This window comes from Ligilactobacillus sp. WC1T17 (genome assembly GCA_900110005.1).
Classification (GTDB): Bacteria; Bacillota; Bacilli; order Lactobacillales; family Lactobacillaceae; genus Ligilactobacillus; species Ligilactobacillus ruminis_A.
In genome coordinates, this window is the sequence record FOCC01000006.1 from 79,158 (window position 1) to 96,911 (window position 17,754).

Here is a 17,754-nt window from a genome sequence, read left to right on the forward strand (position 1 = left end):
CTTAATTCATCCCTTTCGCTTTTGCTTCATCAAGTGCCACCGACACGATTTTTGAAACGCCTGATTCTTGCATGGTAACACCATATAAGACGTCAGCTTGCATCATAGTTCCTTTGCGGTGAGTAATGACAATAAATTGCGTTTTACCGTCAAATTTTTGCAAATATTGCGAATATCGGACCACGTTAGCATCATCTAAGGCTGCTTCAGCTTCATCCAAAATCGCAAATGGTACTGGTTTAACTTTTAAAATCGCAAATAACAAAACAATCGCCGTTAGCGACCGTTCCCCACCGGAAAGCAGGCTCAGCTGTCTGAATTTTTTCCCAGGCGGTGCGGCCATAATTTCAATCCCAGTATTGAGCAAATCTTTAGGCTCTGTCAAAGATAGTTCGGCATGTCCGCCGCCAAAGACAGCTGGAAAAATTTCGTTGAAAGCTTTAGCTACCTGTTCAAAGGTTTGCTTAAAGCGTTTTTTAACTTCAAGATCCATTTCATCCATACTGGTTAACAGCTGTGCTTTAGCTTCTAACAAGTCATCTTGCTGCTGGCTCAAAAAATCATAGCGCTTTTTAACTTCATCATATTGGGTGATGGCTTGAACATTGACATCTCCTAATTCTTTAATACCTAATTTCAATAATTTAACCTGTTGTTTAACATAATTCAAATCCGTCTGCGTATTTTTAGCAGCTGCCATTTCAAAACTTAAAGCGTATTGTTCGGCCAAGGCATCTAAATTATGGTTCAATAAAGCTTTAAATTGCCCATTTTGCGTCGCTAAACCACTTTTTTCATCTAAAGCAGCCTTAAGCAATTCATTAGCTCTGGTTAAATCTTGTTCAGCCTGTTTAACATCAGTATGCAACTGTGTCCGCTTTTGCTTCAGATCATTAACTTCAACTTCCAATTGATCATATTGAGCTTTAACCTGCTGCGTCTTTTTTTGCAATTCATCTTGGTTTAACAGCGTATTTTGACTTTCATTTTGCATTTGCTCAATTCTTAAAGTCAATTTTTCTAATCTATCCTTAGCTTGCTGCAATTGCAAAAGAAATTCTTTTTTGCGAATCAAAAGACTATCGATTCTTTCGGCAATGACAGCAGCTTCACTTCTTTTGGCACTCAAATCTGCATCAATTTTGTTTTTTAATTTAGCTTGATCTTTTTGATAAAGCCTCTTTTCAGCCAAGGCTTGCGTTTGTACTTTAAGTTCTTGCTCTAAGTCTTTAAGTTCATTCTTTAAGCTATCCTGGTCACTGGCTAATATAATTTCTTTTTGCGCTTCATATTCATTCGTCTTTTGCGTCAATTGTTGGGTTAATTGGGCATATTCTAAACGTAATTCATCGTAACTGTTTTTAGCATTGGCTTCTTTCTCTAACAGTTTTTGCTCTCTTGCCTGTTGATTTTCCAGTTCGTTATTTGAAGCATCCAGCGCTTCTTTTAACTTTTGACCTTCGATTTCGACGGTTTTAAGCTTTTGTTTCATGAGCTCAATTTGCTCTTTTAACGTCGCCATATTTTGCTTTTGTTCCAACAAACCATCGGTATGGTTTCGATCAGCCCCACCTGACATTGACCCGCCGGCATTGATGATATCACCGGCTAAAGTGACAATTTTAACACTATAATCACTTTCTTTAGCTAATAAAGTCGCGTGATCTAAATCATCAGCTAACACAATTGCACCTAAAAGGTGGCGGACAATAGGTTCATTTTCCTTAGTCACAGAAACGAGGTCAGACAAAACGCCCAGATATCCTGGAAGCTTTTTTATGACAGCTAGTTTATTAGTATTGATAAAGCGGGCTTTAACACTGGTTTGCGGCAAAAAAGTCGCTCTCCCCAACCGTTTAGCTGTTAAATATCTAATCGCATCTTTGGCAGAAGCTACGTCAGCGGTCACGATATTTTGTAAACTAGCGCCTAAAGCTTTTTCCACGGCTAAAGCATATTCATGTGGCACATTCAATACTTCAGCTACTGGCCCGATAATCCCCTTTAGGTTAGCCTGCATCACTGCCTTAACCCCGCGGTAATAACCGGCATAGCTTGAAGCCAATTGCTGCTGATTATCATAGCGGACTTGTGCTTTTTGCAAAATGCCGCTAGCATCAAGCCAACGTCTTTGAGCATCTTGATAACGTCTTGAAAGTTTAATTTGCTGCTCATTTTGCGCTTTTCGCGTAGCTCTAAAATCCGCTAAAGCCTTAGTTTGAGTGGCTAAAAATTCTTTAGCTGCCTGCAAAAGCGGTTCTTTTGTAGCCATTTGCTCTTTAAGCTGGTTTAAAGATGCCGCCAATTTAGCTTGGTTTTCGTTTAAGCGTTTATATTCTTTTTGCCCCAGTAACAATTGATTTTCCAAGCGATCTTTTTGACGATTAGTCTGGGTTAATTTAGCCTGTTCTTGTTCCAATTGCTGGCTGAATTCTTCAGGGCTAAAATTTAATTCTTGCTCTAAAGCAGCAAGCTGTTCATTAAGCTTAGCTTTTTTAGCCTGCTCCTTGAGCAATTTTTGCTCTAACTGATTTAAATTAGCCTCCGCATCAGTCACCAGCGTTTGTGTTTCTTTCATCTCAGCCTGATTTTCTAAAATTCGCTGGTTGAAAAATTCCTTGTCATGCAAAGATAAATCCTGTTTACTAAGCAACTTTTCTTTTTGCCTTGTTAAAATCACCAGATCTTTTTGCGCCTGGTCAAGTTTGGCTTCTAGTTTTTGCTGCTGATCATGCAATTTAGCATTTTTGCGCTCTAACAGTTGTGAACTGTGTTCATGTTTGGCAACAACAGCATCAACTTCAGCTAATTTAGCTTCTAAAGCCTTTTTGTCAGCTTTTGTGGCTTTAATTTCCAAAACGAGCCGGGCTAATTCAAATTGTTTATATTGCTTTTCTTGTTCAAGATAGTCTTTAGCCACACTGGCTTGCTGTTCGAGCGGTTCTTTTTGGCGGGCTAATTCGTTTAAAATATCCGCTACACGGTCTAAGTGGTCAGTAGTTTCAGCAAGTTCTTGTTTAGCTTTATTTTTTTCTTTTTTATATTTAACTACCCCGGCAGCTTCTTCGATTAAAATCCGCCGATCTTGAGGCTTACTATTAAAAATTGCTTCAACACTGCCTTGGGAAATAACTGAAAAACTTTCCCGCCCAATACCGGTATCAGTGAATAAATCAACAATATCCCGCAGCCTGACTTTTTTTTGATTAATCAGATACTCACTATCACCATTGCGGTAAATTTTGCGCGTAATCGTCAAGATATCAGGCTGGCCTTTCAAATATTGGTCGGTATTATCGAAAACAACACTGACTTCACAGCGATTTAACGGTGCTCTTGTTTGCGAACCGGCAAAAATCACATCCGGCATTTTGCCACCGCGTAAATTTTTAGCTGATTGCTCACCTAAAACCCAGCGCAAGCTTTCAATGATATTACTTTTGCCACTACCATTGGGACCGACAATTCCTGTTAGGCCATCTTGAAATTCGATCGTCGTCTTATCGGCAAATGATTTAAAGCCGTTAAGAGTTAACGATTTAATTTTCATCCAATTTCCCCCTAATTGCCTCTAACTGCTTTTAAAGCAGCATAAGCTGCCTGTTGTTCAGCATTTTTCTTTGAAGTGCCGGTACCTTGACCAATTTTTTTGCCGTCTGCATATACTGCCATGGTATATTTTTTAGCATTATCAGGTCCTTCTTCGGCTACACTCTTATATTCAATCTTGCAATCGCCGTCTTGTTGCAAAAATTCCTGCAATTCCGTTTTATGGTCTAGCAAATGATCAAACCATCCCATATCGAGTTTAGGAAAGACAACCTTAGTAATAAAGCTAACTACAACATCTTTGCCTAAATCTAAATATAAAGCCCCCATGAAGGCTTCAAAAATATCGCATAATAAGGAAGGACGATTTCTGGCATCAGCCTTTTCTTCACCCTTACCTAAACGAATATATTCATCAAAATGACATTCCTTAGCAAACTTACTAAAACTATCTTCACATACCATAGCTGCTCTTAAACGCGATAATTTACCTTCAGGCAGGTTAGGATACCGCTTAAAAAGGTATTCTGAAACGCATAACTGCATCACAGCATCGCCTAAAAATTCGATTCGTTCATAATACTTTAAATGTTCCTTGGGATGTTCATTGGCATATGAAGCATGTGTAAAAGCTTCATCATATAAATCATAATTTTTGATTTCAATCCCATAGTTATCTTTCAACATTTTTGATAATCCAATTATCATTTTCTACCATCCTTGTTTAATTCAGTGCAACACTTTGTATTATATCAAAAAACAAACAAAAAGGAGCTGTTTTTCCAGCCCCTCTTCACTATTTTTGATGTTGTGCAATATAAGAAACCGCATCGCCAACTGTGTGAAGCTGTTCGGCATCTTCATCAGAAATTTCAGAGTCAAACGCATCTTCGAGTTCTAACACAAATTCAACTAAATCGATGGAGTCAGCATCCAAATCAGTCGTAAAATTTGTTTCACGTGTAATTTTGTCAGCGTCAATGCTGAAGTGATCAGCAATCAAATTTTGTACTTTAGTAAAAACTTCATTTTCAGTCATAAATTATCCCTCATTTATAAAAATTAACCGTTTACTATTTTACCTACTTTTAGGCATCTTGTCTAGTTGTCTGTTTTAGGCTCGGTTTCATCCTGCAAACTGGTCCAATAGGCAGTAAAGTTTTCAACCATCTTTTCATCAATCATTGTCCGGATTTGACGTAAAGTATAATAAACTGTTTTAGCATCACTGGAGCCATGAGCTTTAACCACTGGTGCTTTAGCACCCATAAGTACTGCTCCGCCATATTGTGATTGATCCATACGGTTCTTCATCTGCTTGAGGGCCGGTTTCATCATTAAGGCGCCTAGCTTGCTTTTCAAGCCACCAGCCATAATGGAATCTTTCAGCAGATGTGTAACAGCTAACGCCGTCCCTTCAACAGCTTTTAACACAGCATTGCCGGTAAATCCATCAGCTACTAAAACATCGCAAACACCGTTCATAATATCGCGGGCTTCAACGTTGCCGACAAAATTCAGTGAATGATCACTAGCAATCAGACGGTGGGCTTCCAAAGTTAACTTGCTGCCTTTGTGCGGTTCAGTCCCATTATTTAACAAACCAATCCGCGGATTCTTAATATGTCTAACGTTTTCAGCATAGTATTTGCCCAGTAAAGCATATTGATACAAATGTTCCGGCTTACTTTCAGCATTAGCGCCTGAATCAAGCAGGTTAAATGAACCGCTCGTACCGGAAACAACCGGAAGTGTTGATAATAAACCCGGACGTGGCACCCCTTTAATACGTCCCACAATTAAAATACCAGCCGTTAACAAAGCCCCAGTATTGCCACAGGAGAATAAAGCATCAGCTTGTCCTTCTTTAACAGCTTGGGCTGCCATAACCATTGAAGAATTTTTCTTACGGCGAATAGCTTTAACCGGCTCATCATTCATATCGATAACCTCGCTTGCGTGAATCACCGTAATTCTTTCCTTATTTTTGAGCAGGGCGTTTACTTTTTGTTCATCGCCAAAAAGCAAAAATTCAACATCTTTGAATTCATCACGGGCTAATTCAACCCCTTCAACGACTGTTTTGGGAGCGTAATCGCCACCCATAGCATCAACTGCAATTTTCATCATTATTCCTCCATATCTAATCAAGTTCATCTTTTTCAACCACTTCTGCCCGTAAAAACTTAATTAAGCCGGCATTTTGCGGCTGTTCAAAAAAGTTAGGCGCTAAAATGATTGCTCTTGCCTCTAAACAAGCTGCCTGCAAAATATTAAAATTTTCAACTGGATCGCCCACCTTAAAAGCAGGCATTCCTGATTGTTTATCCCCTAAAACTTCCCCTGGGCCCCTTAATTCTAAATCTTTTTGTGCAATCACAAAACCGTCATTGGTTTCAACCATTGTCTGCATGCGTTCTTTGCCGTAATCAGCTTTAGGATCAGCAGATAAAATACAATATGACTGCTTTTCTCCCCGGCCTACACGTCCACGCAACTGATGCAATTGCGCCAAGCCAAACCTGTCAGCATCTAAAATCAGCATCACTGAAGCATTAGGGACATCAACGCCAACTTCAATCACTGTCGTTGATACTAAAATATCATACTTTTGCGCTTTAAAATCCTGCATAACCGCATCTTTTTCATCATTTTTCATCCTGCCATGCAGTAAACCAACCCGCACTGCGGTTGGATAATACTGCTGTAATTTTTCATACACAGCCACGGCATTTTGCAAATCAACCGCCTCTGATTCTTCAATCAAAGGTGAAATGACATACGCTTGCGACCCTTGCTTGAGCTGATATCCGATAAACTCCAATGCCTGCGTTACTTCATGCGGTTTAACCCACAGTGTTTTAACTTGCTTGCGGCCTAAAGGCAGTTCGTTGATGATGGAAACATCCATTTCACCATAAGTGGTGATTGCCAAAGTGCGCGGAATTGGCGTTGCTGTCATCGCTAATATATCCGGATTAGCGCCTTTTGCACGCAACGCCTTTCTTTGACCAACACCAAAGCGGTGCTGTTCATCAATCACCGCTAGTCCTAGGTTGGAAAATGCTACTCCGTCTTGAATTAGCGCATGCGTTCCTACTACTAAGTCTATTTTCCCTTGTGCCAAATCAGCTAAGCTTTTTTGCTTATCTTTAGCGGTTTGCGAACCGGTTAGTAATCCGACTTTAACCTGCATCGGCGCTAAAAGAGCCTTTAATTTTTGATAATGCTGCGCTGCCAAAATTTCTGTAGGCGCCATCAAAGCGGCTTGATAGCCGGCAGTAATGGCAGCATACATCACAATAGCTGCCACCACTGTTTTCCCGCTGCCGACATCGCCTTGCAATAGGCGGTTCATATGCACCGGCTGGTGCAAATCGTGACAGATTTCATTAACAACTCTTTTTTGCGCCGCCGTCAGTTCAAAGGGCAAAGTTTTGATAAAGTCCTTAACCTTCTCATTATTATATTTAAGCACTAGTCCCTGGTCATGTTTATTCACTTTTTTTAACAGGGTCAGTTTGGCTTCATAGCAAAAAAATTCATCAAAAATTGCTGAGCGTTTAGCCGTTTGATATTCAGCCAAATTTTGCGGGAAATGCATCATTTGAATCATCGCTTGGCGCGGTAACAGCTTGAACTTAGCGCGCGTTTCTTCAGGGACGATATCTTCAATCAAGTCACCATATTCCCTTAAAGCTTCTTTAACAAGTTTTTGGATGGTATTAGCTTTAATTTCTTTTGACGCCCGATAAATACCTGCCATGCCCTGTTCTTGCAGTTTTGTTCCCGAAAATAATTTCATACCTGTTAAACTCTGCCTAACAGCATCAAATTTGCCATAAACAGCTATTTGAGCGCCTTTATTAATTTTATTTTGCAGATAGGCCTGCCCAAAAAAAGTTACGCCTAAAACATCATGTTCTACCAGCAATTTAAAATTCAAACGATTCTTACTGCGGCCAAATCTAACTAAAACCGGGTCAGTCGCTACAATTCCTTTAATAACGGCTTTTTGACCGTCAGCTATTTGAGCTAAGGGCTTGCTAGCTAAATCATCAAAGCGAAAAGGATAGTAAGTTAATAAATCAGCCACTGTAAATAACCCTAAATGATTCAGCGCGCTTTGGGTTTTAGCACCGATACCTTTTAAAAGGCTCAGCGAATCTTGCAATGATTTCAAAGGCTCACCTTCCAGCTAATTCAAATAAAAATAATAAGGAGCAGTATCTTCCGCTCCTTACTTAAAAATCAACTATTATTCTACCGAAATCAAATAAGGATAAACAGGTTGATCGCCTTGGTGAATTTCAACTTCAAGTTCATCATCAAAGTCTTCAACAGCCGTCTTGATTTCTTCAGCTTCTGCTTTTGTTCCGCCCTCACCATAAATAATTGTGACAACTTCACTGTCTTCATCAAGCATCCTTTGAACCATTTCAATGGCAGCTTGCTTACGATCAGGATTTGTGACAACGATATCGCCATCAACAATTCCCATATAATCATCTTTGTTAATTTCGCGGCCATCAATGGTAGTATCGCGTACCGCAATAGTCACTTGACCTGAGATGACTGTTTCTAATTCATCAGTCATTGCTGCTTTATTTTCTTCTAGCGAAGCATCTTTATTAAAGCCCAATAAAGCTGTCATTCCTTGGGCAATAGTTTTTGAAGGAACCACGACTGCATCAGCATCGCATACTTCAGCAGCCTGTTCAGCTGCTAAAAAGATGTTCTTATTGTTAGGCAAGATAATGACTTTTTCTTTTTTAGTCTTATCAATAGCATCAACAATATCTTGCGTTGATGGATTCATCGTCTGCCCACCGCTTAAGATATAAGTAGCTCCTAAATTCTGGAACATTGACGTCAAGCCTTGACCAGACGCAATCGCGATAATGCCGTAATCACCTGCCAATTCATTGTCATGCACATCGTCGACATTTTCTTCCTCATCTTTTTCCAAGATGGTTTCGTGTTGCAACCGCATATTGTCAACCTTAACTTTAATCAAAGAACCGAATTCTTGACCATACGCTAAAACTTTGCCGGGATGTTCGGTGTGAACGTGAACCTTGACTACTTCATCATCAGCAATAACTAATAAAGAATCACCGATTTGTGCCAAGTGATTTCTAAACGTGGCATAGTCAAATTTTTGATCTACTAACCGTCCGGCACCTAAACGTACCATGATTTCAGTACAGTATCCATACTTAATATCTTCAGTATTAAGTTTGCCTTGTGCACTCTTGTGGTGCTCAGCATGCACCATTTCATCCATTTCAGCCGGCGTTGGCTTATGAACTTCATCTTCACGCACATTGCCCGACAAAGAATCATAAAATCCTTGATAAACAAAAGTCAATCCTTGTCCACCAGAATCGACCACACCAACTTCTTTGAGCACTGGCAATAAATCAGGTGTTGTCTTTAAGGCTGCTTCAGCGGCTTCATAAGTCGCCTTCATAACCTCAACAATATCCAACCCTTGATCTTTAGCCTTTTTAGCGGCTTCAGCAGCCTTTCTAGCAACGGTTAAAATCGTACCTTCCTGTGGCTTCATAACTGCTTTATAAGCAGTTTCAACACCAGCTTGCAAAGCCAAAACTAAATCAGCTGTGGTTAAAACTTCTTTTTTGGCAGCACTCTTAGCAAACCCTCGGAAAACCTGCGATAAAATAACCCCAGAATTGCCACGAGCACCCATTAGTAAGCCTTTAGCCAAGGCTTGGGTCAAATCACCAACATTTTGTGAAGTCGATTCAGCCACATACTTAGCCCCGCTAGCAAATGACAAACTCATATTGGTCCCTGTATCACCATCAGGAACGGGAAAAACATTTAATGAATTAATAAATTCAGCATTCTTATTCAACCGATCAGAACTGGTAACAACCATTTTTCTAAATTCTGTTTCGGTGATTTGTTCAACTTTCACTTCGAAATTTCCTCCTTGGTTATCCAAGCTAATCACCGATGACACGTACGCCTTGAACAATGACGTTTACTGATTTAGCAGTGATTCCGAGCATAGATTCCAAATTATACTTTACCTTGTCTTGCACATTGTGACACACTTCTGAAATCTTAGTGCCATAGCCCACAATGATGTAGACATCAACAGCAATGCTGTCATCTTCTTGACGAACAACAACACCCTTAGCATAATTATCTCTTTTTAAAATTTCATTTAAGTTATCACGAATTTGGTTCTTGCTTGCCATTCCGACAATTCCAAAAATTTCGGTAGCAGCCCCGCCAACAACTGTAGCAATTACATCGTTAGCTATATCAATGCTTCCAAATTGATTTTGAATTTTTACAGCCATATAAGCCTAGCCTCCTTAGCTTAAAAGTCAATTATCTTTAATTTTACCACAAATATCCATTCACCACTATACAAAAAGATAATCAGTTTTGCAACAGAAAGACATTTGCGTAAAAAAAAAGCTCGGGTCTTCCCAAGCTTCAAATAAAGAGAAATAGTCTGATCCATTTCCCACAGACTAAGCCCGCTAATTAAACGCGAGTAACTTTTCCAGATTTCAATGCACGTGCAGAAACCCAAACTTTCTTAGGCTTGCCATCAACTAAGATGCGCACCTTTTGCAAATTTGGTTTCCAGCTACGGTTTGTTTGGTTCAAAGCGTGTGAACGCTTCTTGCCGAAAGTTGTCTTACGGCCTGTTACAAAATCTTTTGCCATTGTTATTTCCTCCTTCAATTCAAATTAGGAGCACTTTTAATAAGCTCATTCACTAAATAAAATTATCATAGAAATGACATGATTGCAAGAGTTTTCTGTCAAGGAAAATCACTTGATAGCTAAAAAAACGATTATATCAACGTTTTCACCTAAAAAACAAAATAAATATTTTTTAGTCTTTACTCCAAATCACACACATATTTCCGCTTTTAAAATCAAAATGTGCTTCATCTAAAATAAATTCATTGCTGGCTAAAGACACCACTTGTTCAAAAGCTGCATCTTTGAGCTGGTATTTTTCATCCGGCAGATTAAAACCAGCTACCTTACCCATCGGAACAAAGGCTAAATATTTCATTCCAGGAATCTTTTTGATAGTATAATGTCCTGGTTTAAAAAAGCGCACCACATTATTTTTATCAACTAATTTTACCTTAGGCATAATTTTGGCAAAATCAGGCCTCAAAAGGCAAAAAAAGTTGGCTAACAAATGATCTAATCTTCCGCCGGTAGCTCCATAAATGGTAATTTGGCTTGGGTTGAAAGCCTGCTCAATCAAACGTAAGCAAAGCTCTGTATCGGTCTCATCTTTTTCCGGTTTGGCTGTAATAACTTTTTGACTTAAAACACTGACTAAAAACTGCTCTCTGATTGTTGACGAATCAAAATCACCAATCGCCAGCAGCGGTCTAATATCATGTTCGCATAAAGTTACTGCCCCATAATCAGCCCCGACCCAATTTTTCTTCGTTTGAAAAATATCAGCCGGATAATTTTCCTGTGGTCCCCCCACGAGTAAATTAATGTCCATTAATTCTGGCAAGCCTCAAGCAATTTTTGAACTTGTTGCTTAGGTTCTCCCTTAGAAAATACATAAGACCCAGCTACCGCAATCGTCGCCCCAGCTTCATGCGCTAACTTGATTGTTTGATCATTAATGCCGCCATCAACTTCAATTTCATAATTTAAGTGATGGGCTTGTTTATACTGGCTAGCCAAAGTAATTTTTTTAAGCTGCGATTCTAAAAACTTTTGTCCCCCAAAGCCAGGATCAACAGTCATGATTAAAACCGAATCCACCATTGGCAAAACTTCTTGTACACTGCTCCAAGGTGTCCCAGGATTTAAAACAACCTCAGCTTTCATACCTAAAGCTTTAATCTTGCTTAACGTCCGGTGAAGATGTTGACAAGCTTCAATGTGAACCCCAATTGCATCAGCACCGGCTTTTTGAAAAGCTTCCAAATATTTTTCGGGTTCATCAACCATTAAATGGCAGTCAAAAAACAGCTGGCTGTGCGGGCGCAAAGCTTGCACGACATTCGGACCAAAGGTTAAATTATCAACAAAATGGCCATCCATGATATCGATATGCAGATACTTAGCGCCACTTTGCTCAACTAGCGCTACATCTTTTTGTAAATTAGCAAAATCCGCGCTTAAAATTGAAGGTGCAATAATCATCTTCTCAACTCCTTACTTTTTATTTTTATATTGAGGCTTTTGGCTGGCAATCATTGCTTGAAACAATTTGTAATTGTCATAGCGACTAGCCAAAATTTCACCTGCTTGCACCGCTTCTTTAACGGCACAATTAGGCTCATTAAGGTGCAGACACCCTCTAAAGCGGCACTGCGGCGCGTATTCCAAAAAATCATCAAAAAGCTGCGGTAATTCTTCTTTAGGGATATCTCGCAGGTCAAATGAAGAAAAGCCTGGGGTATCTGCCAGCAAATTGCCTTCAATCGGCATTAAGGTTACTTTGCGTGTGGTATGTTTTCCACGGCTCAAAGCCTTAGAAATTTGTCCCGTGGCTAATTTAAGGCTGCTATCAAACTGATTAAGCAAAGTTGATTTACCAGCCCCCGTTTGCCCCATAACGACAACAACTTCTTCTTTAGCGTCACCTAATAAAGCCTGCGCCAAATGATGCTGCGCACGTTCTTCATTTGATAGCAACACCCGATAATATTGGCGATAATATTCAGCAATAGCCGTCATTTGCTTTAAAGATGTTTCATCGAGTAAATCAGCCTTTGAAAAATACAAGACGGGGGTAATAGCAGCTTTAGCCAACATCACTAACTGGCGATCTAATAAATTGCTTGAAAAATCAGGCTCCACACAGGCTGTTACCACAATGGCAGTATCAATATTAGCTACAGGTGGTCTAATCAATTGATTTTTTCGAGCTAAAATTTTTAAAATGTACCCTTCATGTTCATTGTCAGCTTTAAATTCAACAAAATCTCCTACTAAGGGTGTTTGTTTCTTCTTGCGAAAATTACCGCGTGCTCTGGTACGATATAATTTCCCCTCAGAAAAAACATCGTAATATCCGCTTAATGACTGTCTAATTTGACCTACTGGCACCTTATTACCTACCTTTCTATGGTGTTACACTATTGTCTTCTACGACGACTTCTCCATCCACAACCACCTTATATTTTCCGGCTTGATTGCTGTCTAGGACAAATGATAATACCTCTTGGGTATCGCTTGTGATTTGAAGCGTCTTGTAGACACTGCTTAAACTATGGATTTTGTCTTCTAAATAAATTTTTGCTTCTACGGCCTGACCATCAGTTCCACTGTAAGGAATGGTGACTGTCCTTTGTGCCAGGGTTTGTGTACTAGTACTTGCACTGGAACTTGAGCTGAACGTTTTAGCGCTGCTGGCTTTAGAACTGCTGGAGCTCTTTTTGCTCTTGCTGCTAGAAGATGCGCTAGAACTTGAACTTTCAGGCCCATCTGACAACGTCACTGTCAAATTACCACCGCGGCCAATATAAGTTCCCGCATATGGATATTGGCTAATTATCGTATCTTTTTCTTCGTTTGAACTGGCATGCTTAATGACAAGATTTAAGTCATACTTATCCGCATAAGCCTGCACCTTGGACAAACTTTCACCTAACAAGTCTTTTAACAAAATGTTCTTGCTGCCCAAACTGACTGTAAAAGAAACCGTAACTTGCGACATGGCAACTTTTTGTTTAGAATCTATTGATTGGGAAATAATGGTCCCTTTAGCATACTTATCCGAATATTTCGTCTTTTTATAAACAATAGCGCCATGTTTTTCGAGCGTTTTTTTAACCTGCTTATATTTTTTACCGCGATAATTGCCAAATGCAACTTTCTTTAAGCCTGATGAGACAATAACATCAATCTTAGCTCCGTTCTTTACAACTGTCCCTTGCCTGGGATCACTGGCAATAATCTGATGATAGCTGTATTTTTCGCTAGCTTGATAAGTGGTACTGCCTATTTCCAGCTTCTCGTCTTTTAACATCCGTTCAGCTTCAGCCCGCGTCATCCCCCGCAAATCCGGCACCGTCGCCTCTCTTGGCAACGATAAAACAGCAGCTATAATCACAATGAGCGTAATGATTCCAAGCGCTAACAGCGGCCTTTTATGCCGTTTAAAAAAATTAGCTTTAGGAGCCGGCTTGGCTTGAGACGGCTTACTTTGTTTGGTGCCTAATTTTTTGGTCTGGGTTAAATCGTCATTTACATCCTTAAAATTAGTTAAATCAGGTAAAACCTTGGTTTGACCGTCCTCAATTTCACTTGGCGTCCACTTAACTTCATTTTGGCGACTAGGACTTAAAGCCGTCTTCAAATCAGCGGACATTTCGACAGCCGTTTGGTAGCGGTCAGTCAAACTTTTAGCAGTGGCATGCAAAATAACATTTTCTAAGCTTTGCGGAATATTTGCATCATATTCCCTGACAGAGGGCATTTGTCCTTGATAATGTTTCAAGGCAATCGCAACCGCCGTATTTCCTTCATACGGAAGGTGATTAGTTAATAATTCAAACAATACAATGCCTAACGAATAAAGATCCGATTGCTTCGTAATAATACTGCCCCGCGCTTGTTCAGGTGAAATATAATGGACTGAACCCATTAAAGTATTAGTTCTCGTCATCGTCTCTTCGGCTGCGGCTACAGCAATGCCAAAGTCCGTCACCTTAACATTTCCTTGGCGGTCAATCAAAATATTTTGCGGTTTCAAATCACGGTGGATAATGCCATGTGCATGAGCTTCGCTGACTGCCGCCAAAATCTGCTGCATAATTTCAATGACCCGCTCATATGATAAGGGATAGTTTAATTTAAGATATTGTTTCAAATCCATGCCGTCAACATATTCCATGACTAAATACTGCATTCCATGATCTTCACCAATATCATAAATACTGACAATATTTGGATTAATTAATTCAGTCAAAGAATTAGCTTCTCTTTTAAATCGTCTAATAGCTGCCTTATCATCTTGCAAATCTAAACGCATTAATTTGACGGTAACATTCCGCTTCAAAATCAGGTCATAAGCCAAATAAACATTGGCCATACCGCCTTCACCCAATGTCTTTTTAATCTGATAACGGCCATCTAAAGCATACCCTATTTTCATGTATTATCCACCTCCTTTTTCTCAACTTTTTTTTGAGCCAATAAGGCTGTAATGTTGTCTTTACCGCCATTTTGATTGGCCTGATTGATTAAAATTTGGCATTTATCTTTTAAAGACAATTCAGTTTTTCCAAGCACAGAAGCGATAAAATCATCCGCAACCATATTCGTTAAACCGTCTGAACAAAGCAGCAAAATATCATTATCCTTTAACTGGCAGGTATTAAAATCTAATTTAGCACTATCCGATATTCCCAGCGTTCTAGTGATAATATTTTTCTTCGGTGAGCTTTTAGCTTCTTCTTTGCTTAATTCACCGCGCTTAACTAATTCATTTACCCATGAATGATCTTCAGTCATCTGAGTCAAAATTTCTTGTCTAAATAAATAAGCACGGCTATCCCCAATATGGGCAATCAAACAGTTCGTTTGATAAATAAAAGCACACACCAAAGTTGTACCCATACCTTGCAAATCTTCATACTCATGGGCCCGCGTTAAAATAACCTGATTTTCTAGAGCAACTTTTTCTTTAAGCCATAATTTACAATCATACTCATGGATAAATTGCGTCTGTTCAAATAAATAGCCTAAATGAGAAACTGCCATTCCAGAAGCAATTTCTCCGCCTTGATAGCCGCCTAAGCCATCAGCAATAATCACTAAAGTAGCACCAGCCTTATTTTTAAAAGTACCGACACTATCTTCATTATTTACTCTCTTTTTACCAATGTCGCTTAAATAAGCTACTTCCATCTTCCCCGCCTCAACTCTTATCTTTAATCATCGTTGCAATAAAAAAGCCATCGGACATAAAATCATCCGGATACAAGGTTAATCCCAACTGGGAGCAATCTGCTTTAACATTTAATGTTGTCTGCGTCTTAACCTGCTTAAATTCAGGGTGCTGTGCCAAAAAGGCGTCTACGGTTGCTTGGTTTTCTTGTTCTAAAATAGTGCAGGTGCTATAAGTCAGCTTTCCGCCCGGCTTCACTAAAGCAGCTATTTTATCTAAAATAGCCGTTTGAATTTGATGCAGCTTTTGTGAATCAGCCGGTTTCTTTTCGTATTTTACTTCCGGTTTGCGCCGCATAAGCCCCAAACCAGAACAAGGTGCATCAACCAAGATTTGATCAAAAGATGCCGGCACAAATTTTTGACCTGCTAACCGAGCATCTAATTGTACCGCCAAAACTTTGTCCAAAACCCCGGCTCTTTTCGCATTAGCATTGATTAACTTAACTTTATGCTGATGAATGTCTAACGCATATACCTTGCCAGTTGTTAAAGCTGCCGCAATTTGGGTCGTTTTTCCCCCGGGCGCAGCGCAGGCATCAAGGACTGTTTCTTGCCCTTTTAGCTGCATACTATCTACAGCCAGCATCGCACTTTCATCTTGCATCATAACGCGTCCAGCTGCAAAAGCTTTACTATGCGGCACAAAGCCGCCTTCAACGCGCAGGCCTAAGGGAGCAATTTCGCTGTTTTGGACCGTAAATCCTTCAGCTAACAAGGCTGCTTTAGCTTGTTCAACCGTATTTTGCGCTAAATTAACCCGCACACTTTGATGTGGCGGCTGATTAATTGTTGCCAAAAGCTGGCGTGTTTTTTCATTCCCCAAGCTTTGAGTCAGTTCATTTACCAGCCACTGGGGTGTACTGGTTTCAATGCTTAATCGCTTTTGGGGGTCAAGTTCATCAAAACGAGGCAGTCCCTGCCGGTCCCAAGCGTGCATGACCCCGGTGACAAACTTGCGAATACCGGTGTGCCCTTTTTGCTTTGCAATTTCAATTGTTTCATTAAAAATGGCCCGCTTAGGTATTTTATCGAGGTAAAGCTGCTGATACAACGCTGTTTTTAACAATTCATAAACCCATGGAGCGACTTTGCGCTTATTTTTGATGAAATGGTCAACATAAAATTCCAACGTTAATTTATGTTGGATAACGCCATAAACAATGTTAGTCAGCAAGGCCGAATCCAGCGAATTCAGCTGCTTTTTTTCAATTGCCTGGTTTAAAGCTAAATTAGAGTAAGAACCGTTTCTTTCAATTTTCGTTAATAGTTCCACGGCTAAAACCCGCGGATTTTGGTTTTTATTTTCTGTCATTATTCAATAACCTTTTGTCCAGGCTTTAAACCTTGGCCTATCCCGTTTAAATAATCGGTCACATTCATTTTAGGCTTACCTGCCGGCTGCAGCTCTTCAACTTGGTATACTGTTCCTTTGGCAGCTGCTAATTTAAGCACGTGCTTTTTAGCTTCAACTACCGTCCCGCTTTCATAGCTGGTTGTTTCTTCCAGTGGCTTAATTTTCCATAATTTCATCCGTTTCTTTTTGAAAGAAGCAAAATAAGCGCCGGGGTTAGGCCGCAAAGCTCTAATCTTCCAATCTAATTCTTGAGCCGTGGCATAAAGCGACAACTCTTCTTCTTCAGGTTTAATCGTTGGCGAAAAGACTACTTGTTCTTCTGCCTGCTTAACAGGCGTAATCTCACCTGCTAATAGCTTAGGAATCGTGTCTAAAAGCGTATCCCGGCCTAAAATGCTCATTTTAGCAAAAATTGAAGCCGTATCATCATCTGCTTCAATTGGCATGGCTTTTTGAGCCAGCATATCGCCAGCATCCATCTTTTTAACCATATAAATAATCGTCACACCGGTTTGTGTATCGCCGTTCATAATGGCATATTGCACAGGTGCCCCGCCCCGATACTTAGGCAAAAGCGACCCATGAACATTAATAGCAGCTACTTTAGCTGCTTGTATCAATTTATCCGGCAGGAATTGCCCAAAAGCCGCCGTGACAATCAAATCAGGTGCTAATTGAATTATCCGCTGCATTTCAGGGCTGTTGCTGATTTTTTCGGGCTGCAAAACTTCGAGCCCATATTTTTGGGCCATTTGCTTCACAGGTGACGCTGTCAACACATGCTTACGACCGACATAACGGTCGGGTTGGGTAACGACAGCCTTAACGTCATAATCAGCCTTAATTAAACCTTCTAAAATTGGAGCCGCAAATTGCGGTGTTCCCATAAAAACAATTGATGTCATAATTTATTTCCTTTC

15 protein-coding genes are annotated in these 17,754 nt (G+C 39.9%); all 15 read right to left on the minus strand.

The window, feature by feature from the left end; all coding sequences use genetic code 11:
- Nucleotide 1: 1 nt before the first annotated feature.
- Complete coding sequence (gene smc, locus BMX26_RS05115; protein WP_075530388.1) at nt 2-3,550, minus strand: chromosome segregation protein SMC; 3,549 nt, start codon at nt 3,548-3,550, stop codon at nt 2-4.
- A gap of 11 nt (nt 3,551-3,561) precedes the next feature.
- Nucleotides 3,562-4,257, minus strand: a complete 696-nt coding sequence (gene rnc / locus BMX26_RS05120; protein ID WP_075530389.1) for a ribonuclease III — start codon at nt 4,255-4,257, stop codon at nt 3,562-3,564.
- A gap of 88 nt (nt 4,258-4,345) precedes the next feature.
- Nucleotides 4,346-4,588: an acyl carrier protein gene (acpP, locus tag BMX26_RS05125; RefSeq protein WP_075530390.1), complete on the minus strand. Its 243-nt coding sequence runs from the start codon at nt 4,586-4,588 to the stop codon at nt 4,346-4,348.
- Between the two features lie 62 nt (nt 4,589-4,650).
- A complete protein-coding gene (gene plsX / locus BMX26_RS05130) occupies nt 4,651-5,676 on the minus strand; it encodes a phosphate acyltransferase PlsX (protein WP_075530391.1) in 1,026 nt (341 codons plus the stop codon).
- 16 nt (nt 5,677-5,692) lie between these two features.
- The gene (gene recG / locus BMX26_RS05135) at nt 5,693-7,732 is read right to left on the minus strand and encodes an ATP-dependent DNA helicase RecG (protein WP_075530392.1); all 2,040 of its coding nucleotides are present in this window, start codon (nt 7,730-7,732) and stop codon (nt 5,693-5,695) included.
- A 75-nt stretch (nt 7,733-7,807) separates the two neighbouring features.
- Nucleotides 7,808-9,493 (minus strand): DAK2 domain-containing protein, encoded by a 1,686-nt coding sequence (locus BMX26_RS05140; protein WP_075530393.1) that lies wholly within the window; start codon nt 9,491-9,493, stop codon nt 7,808-7,810.
- 28 nt (nt 9,494-9,521) lie between these two features.
- The gene (locus tag BMX26_RS05145; protein ID WP_075530394.1) at nt 9,522-9,884 is read right to left on the minus strand and encodes an Asp23/Gls24 family envelope stress response protein; all 363 of its coding nucleotides are present in this window, start codon (nt 9,882-9,884) and stop codon (nt 9,522-9,524) included.
- A gap of 190 nt (nt 9,885-10,074) precedes the next feature.
- Nucleotides 10,075-10,260, minus strand: a complete 186-nt coding sequence (gene rpmB, locus BMX26_RS05150; protein ID WP_004047397.1) for a 50S ribosomal protein L28 — start codon at nt 10,258-10,260, stop codon at nt 10,075-10,077.
- Nucleotides 10,261-10,432: 172 nt separating this feature from the next.
- Complete coding sequence (locus BMX26_RS05155) at nt 10,433-11,071, minus strand: thiamine diphosphokinase (RefSeq protein ID WP_075530395.1); 639 nt, start codon at nt 11,069-11,071, stop codon at nt 10,433-10,435.
- Nucleotides 11,071-11,724 (minus strand): ribulose-phosphate 3-epimerase, encoded by a 654-nt coding sequence (rpe, locus tag BMX26_RS05160; protein ID WP_075530396.1) that lies wholly within the window; start codon nt 11,722-11,724, stop codon nt 11,071-11,073. Before rpe ends, BMX26_RS05155 begins: the two co-directional genes overlap by 1 nt.
- A gap of 12 nt (nt 11,725-11,736) precedes the next feature.
- On the minus strand, nt 11,737-12,633 hold the full coding sequence (gene rsgA, locus BMX26_RS05165; RefSeq protein WP_075530397.1) for a ribosome small subunit-dependent GTPase A: 897 nt from the start codon (nt 12,631-12,633) through the stop codon (nt 11,737-11,739).
- A 16-nt stretch (nt 12,634-12,649) separates the two neighbouring features.
- A complete protein-coding gene (gene pknB, locus BMX26_RS05170; protein WP_075530398.1) occupies nt 12,650-14,683 on the minus strand; it encodes a Stk1 family PASTA domain-containing Ser/Thr kinase in 2,034 nt (677 codons plus the stop codon).
- A complete protein-coding gene (locus tag BMX26_RS05175; RefSeq protein WP_075530399.1) occupies nt 14,680-15,438 on the minus strand; it encodes a Stp1/IreP family PP2C-type Ser/Thr phosphatase in 759 nt (252 codons plus the stop codon). The genes pknB and BMX26_RS05175 overlap by 4 nt, the downstream gene beginning before the upstream one ends.
- A gap of 10 nt (nt 15,439-15,448) precedes the next feature.
- Entirely contained in the window at nt 15,449-16,792 is a 1,344-nt protein-coding gene (rsmB, locus tag BMX26_RS05180; RefSeq protein WP_075530400.1) for a 16S rRNA (cytosine(967)-C(5))-methyltransferase RsmB, read from the minus strand.
- Nucleotides 16,792-17,739: a methionyl-tRNA formyltransferase gene (gene fmt, locus BMX26_RS05185; RefSeq protein WP_075530401.1), complete on the minus strand. Its 948-nt coding sequence runs from the start codon at nt 17,737-17,739 to the stop codon at nt 16,792-16,794. Before fmt ends, rsmB begins: the two co-directional genes overlap by 1 nt.
- Nucleotides 17,740-17,754: the final 15 nt, after the last annotated feature.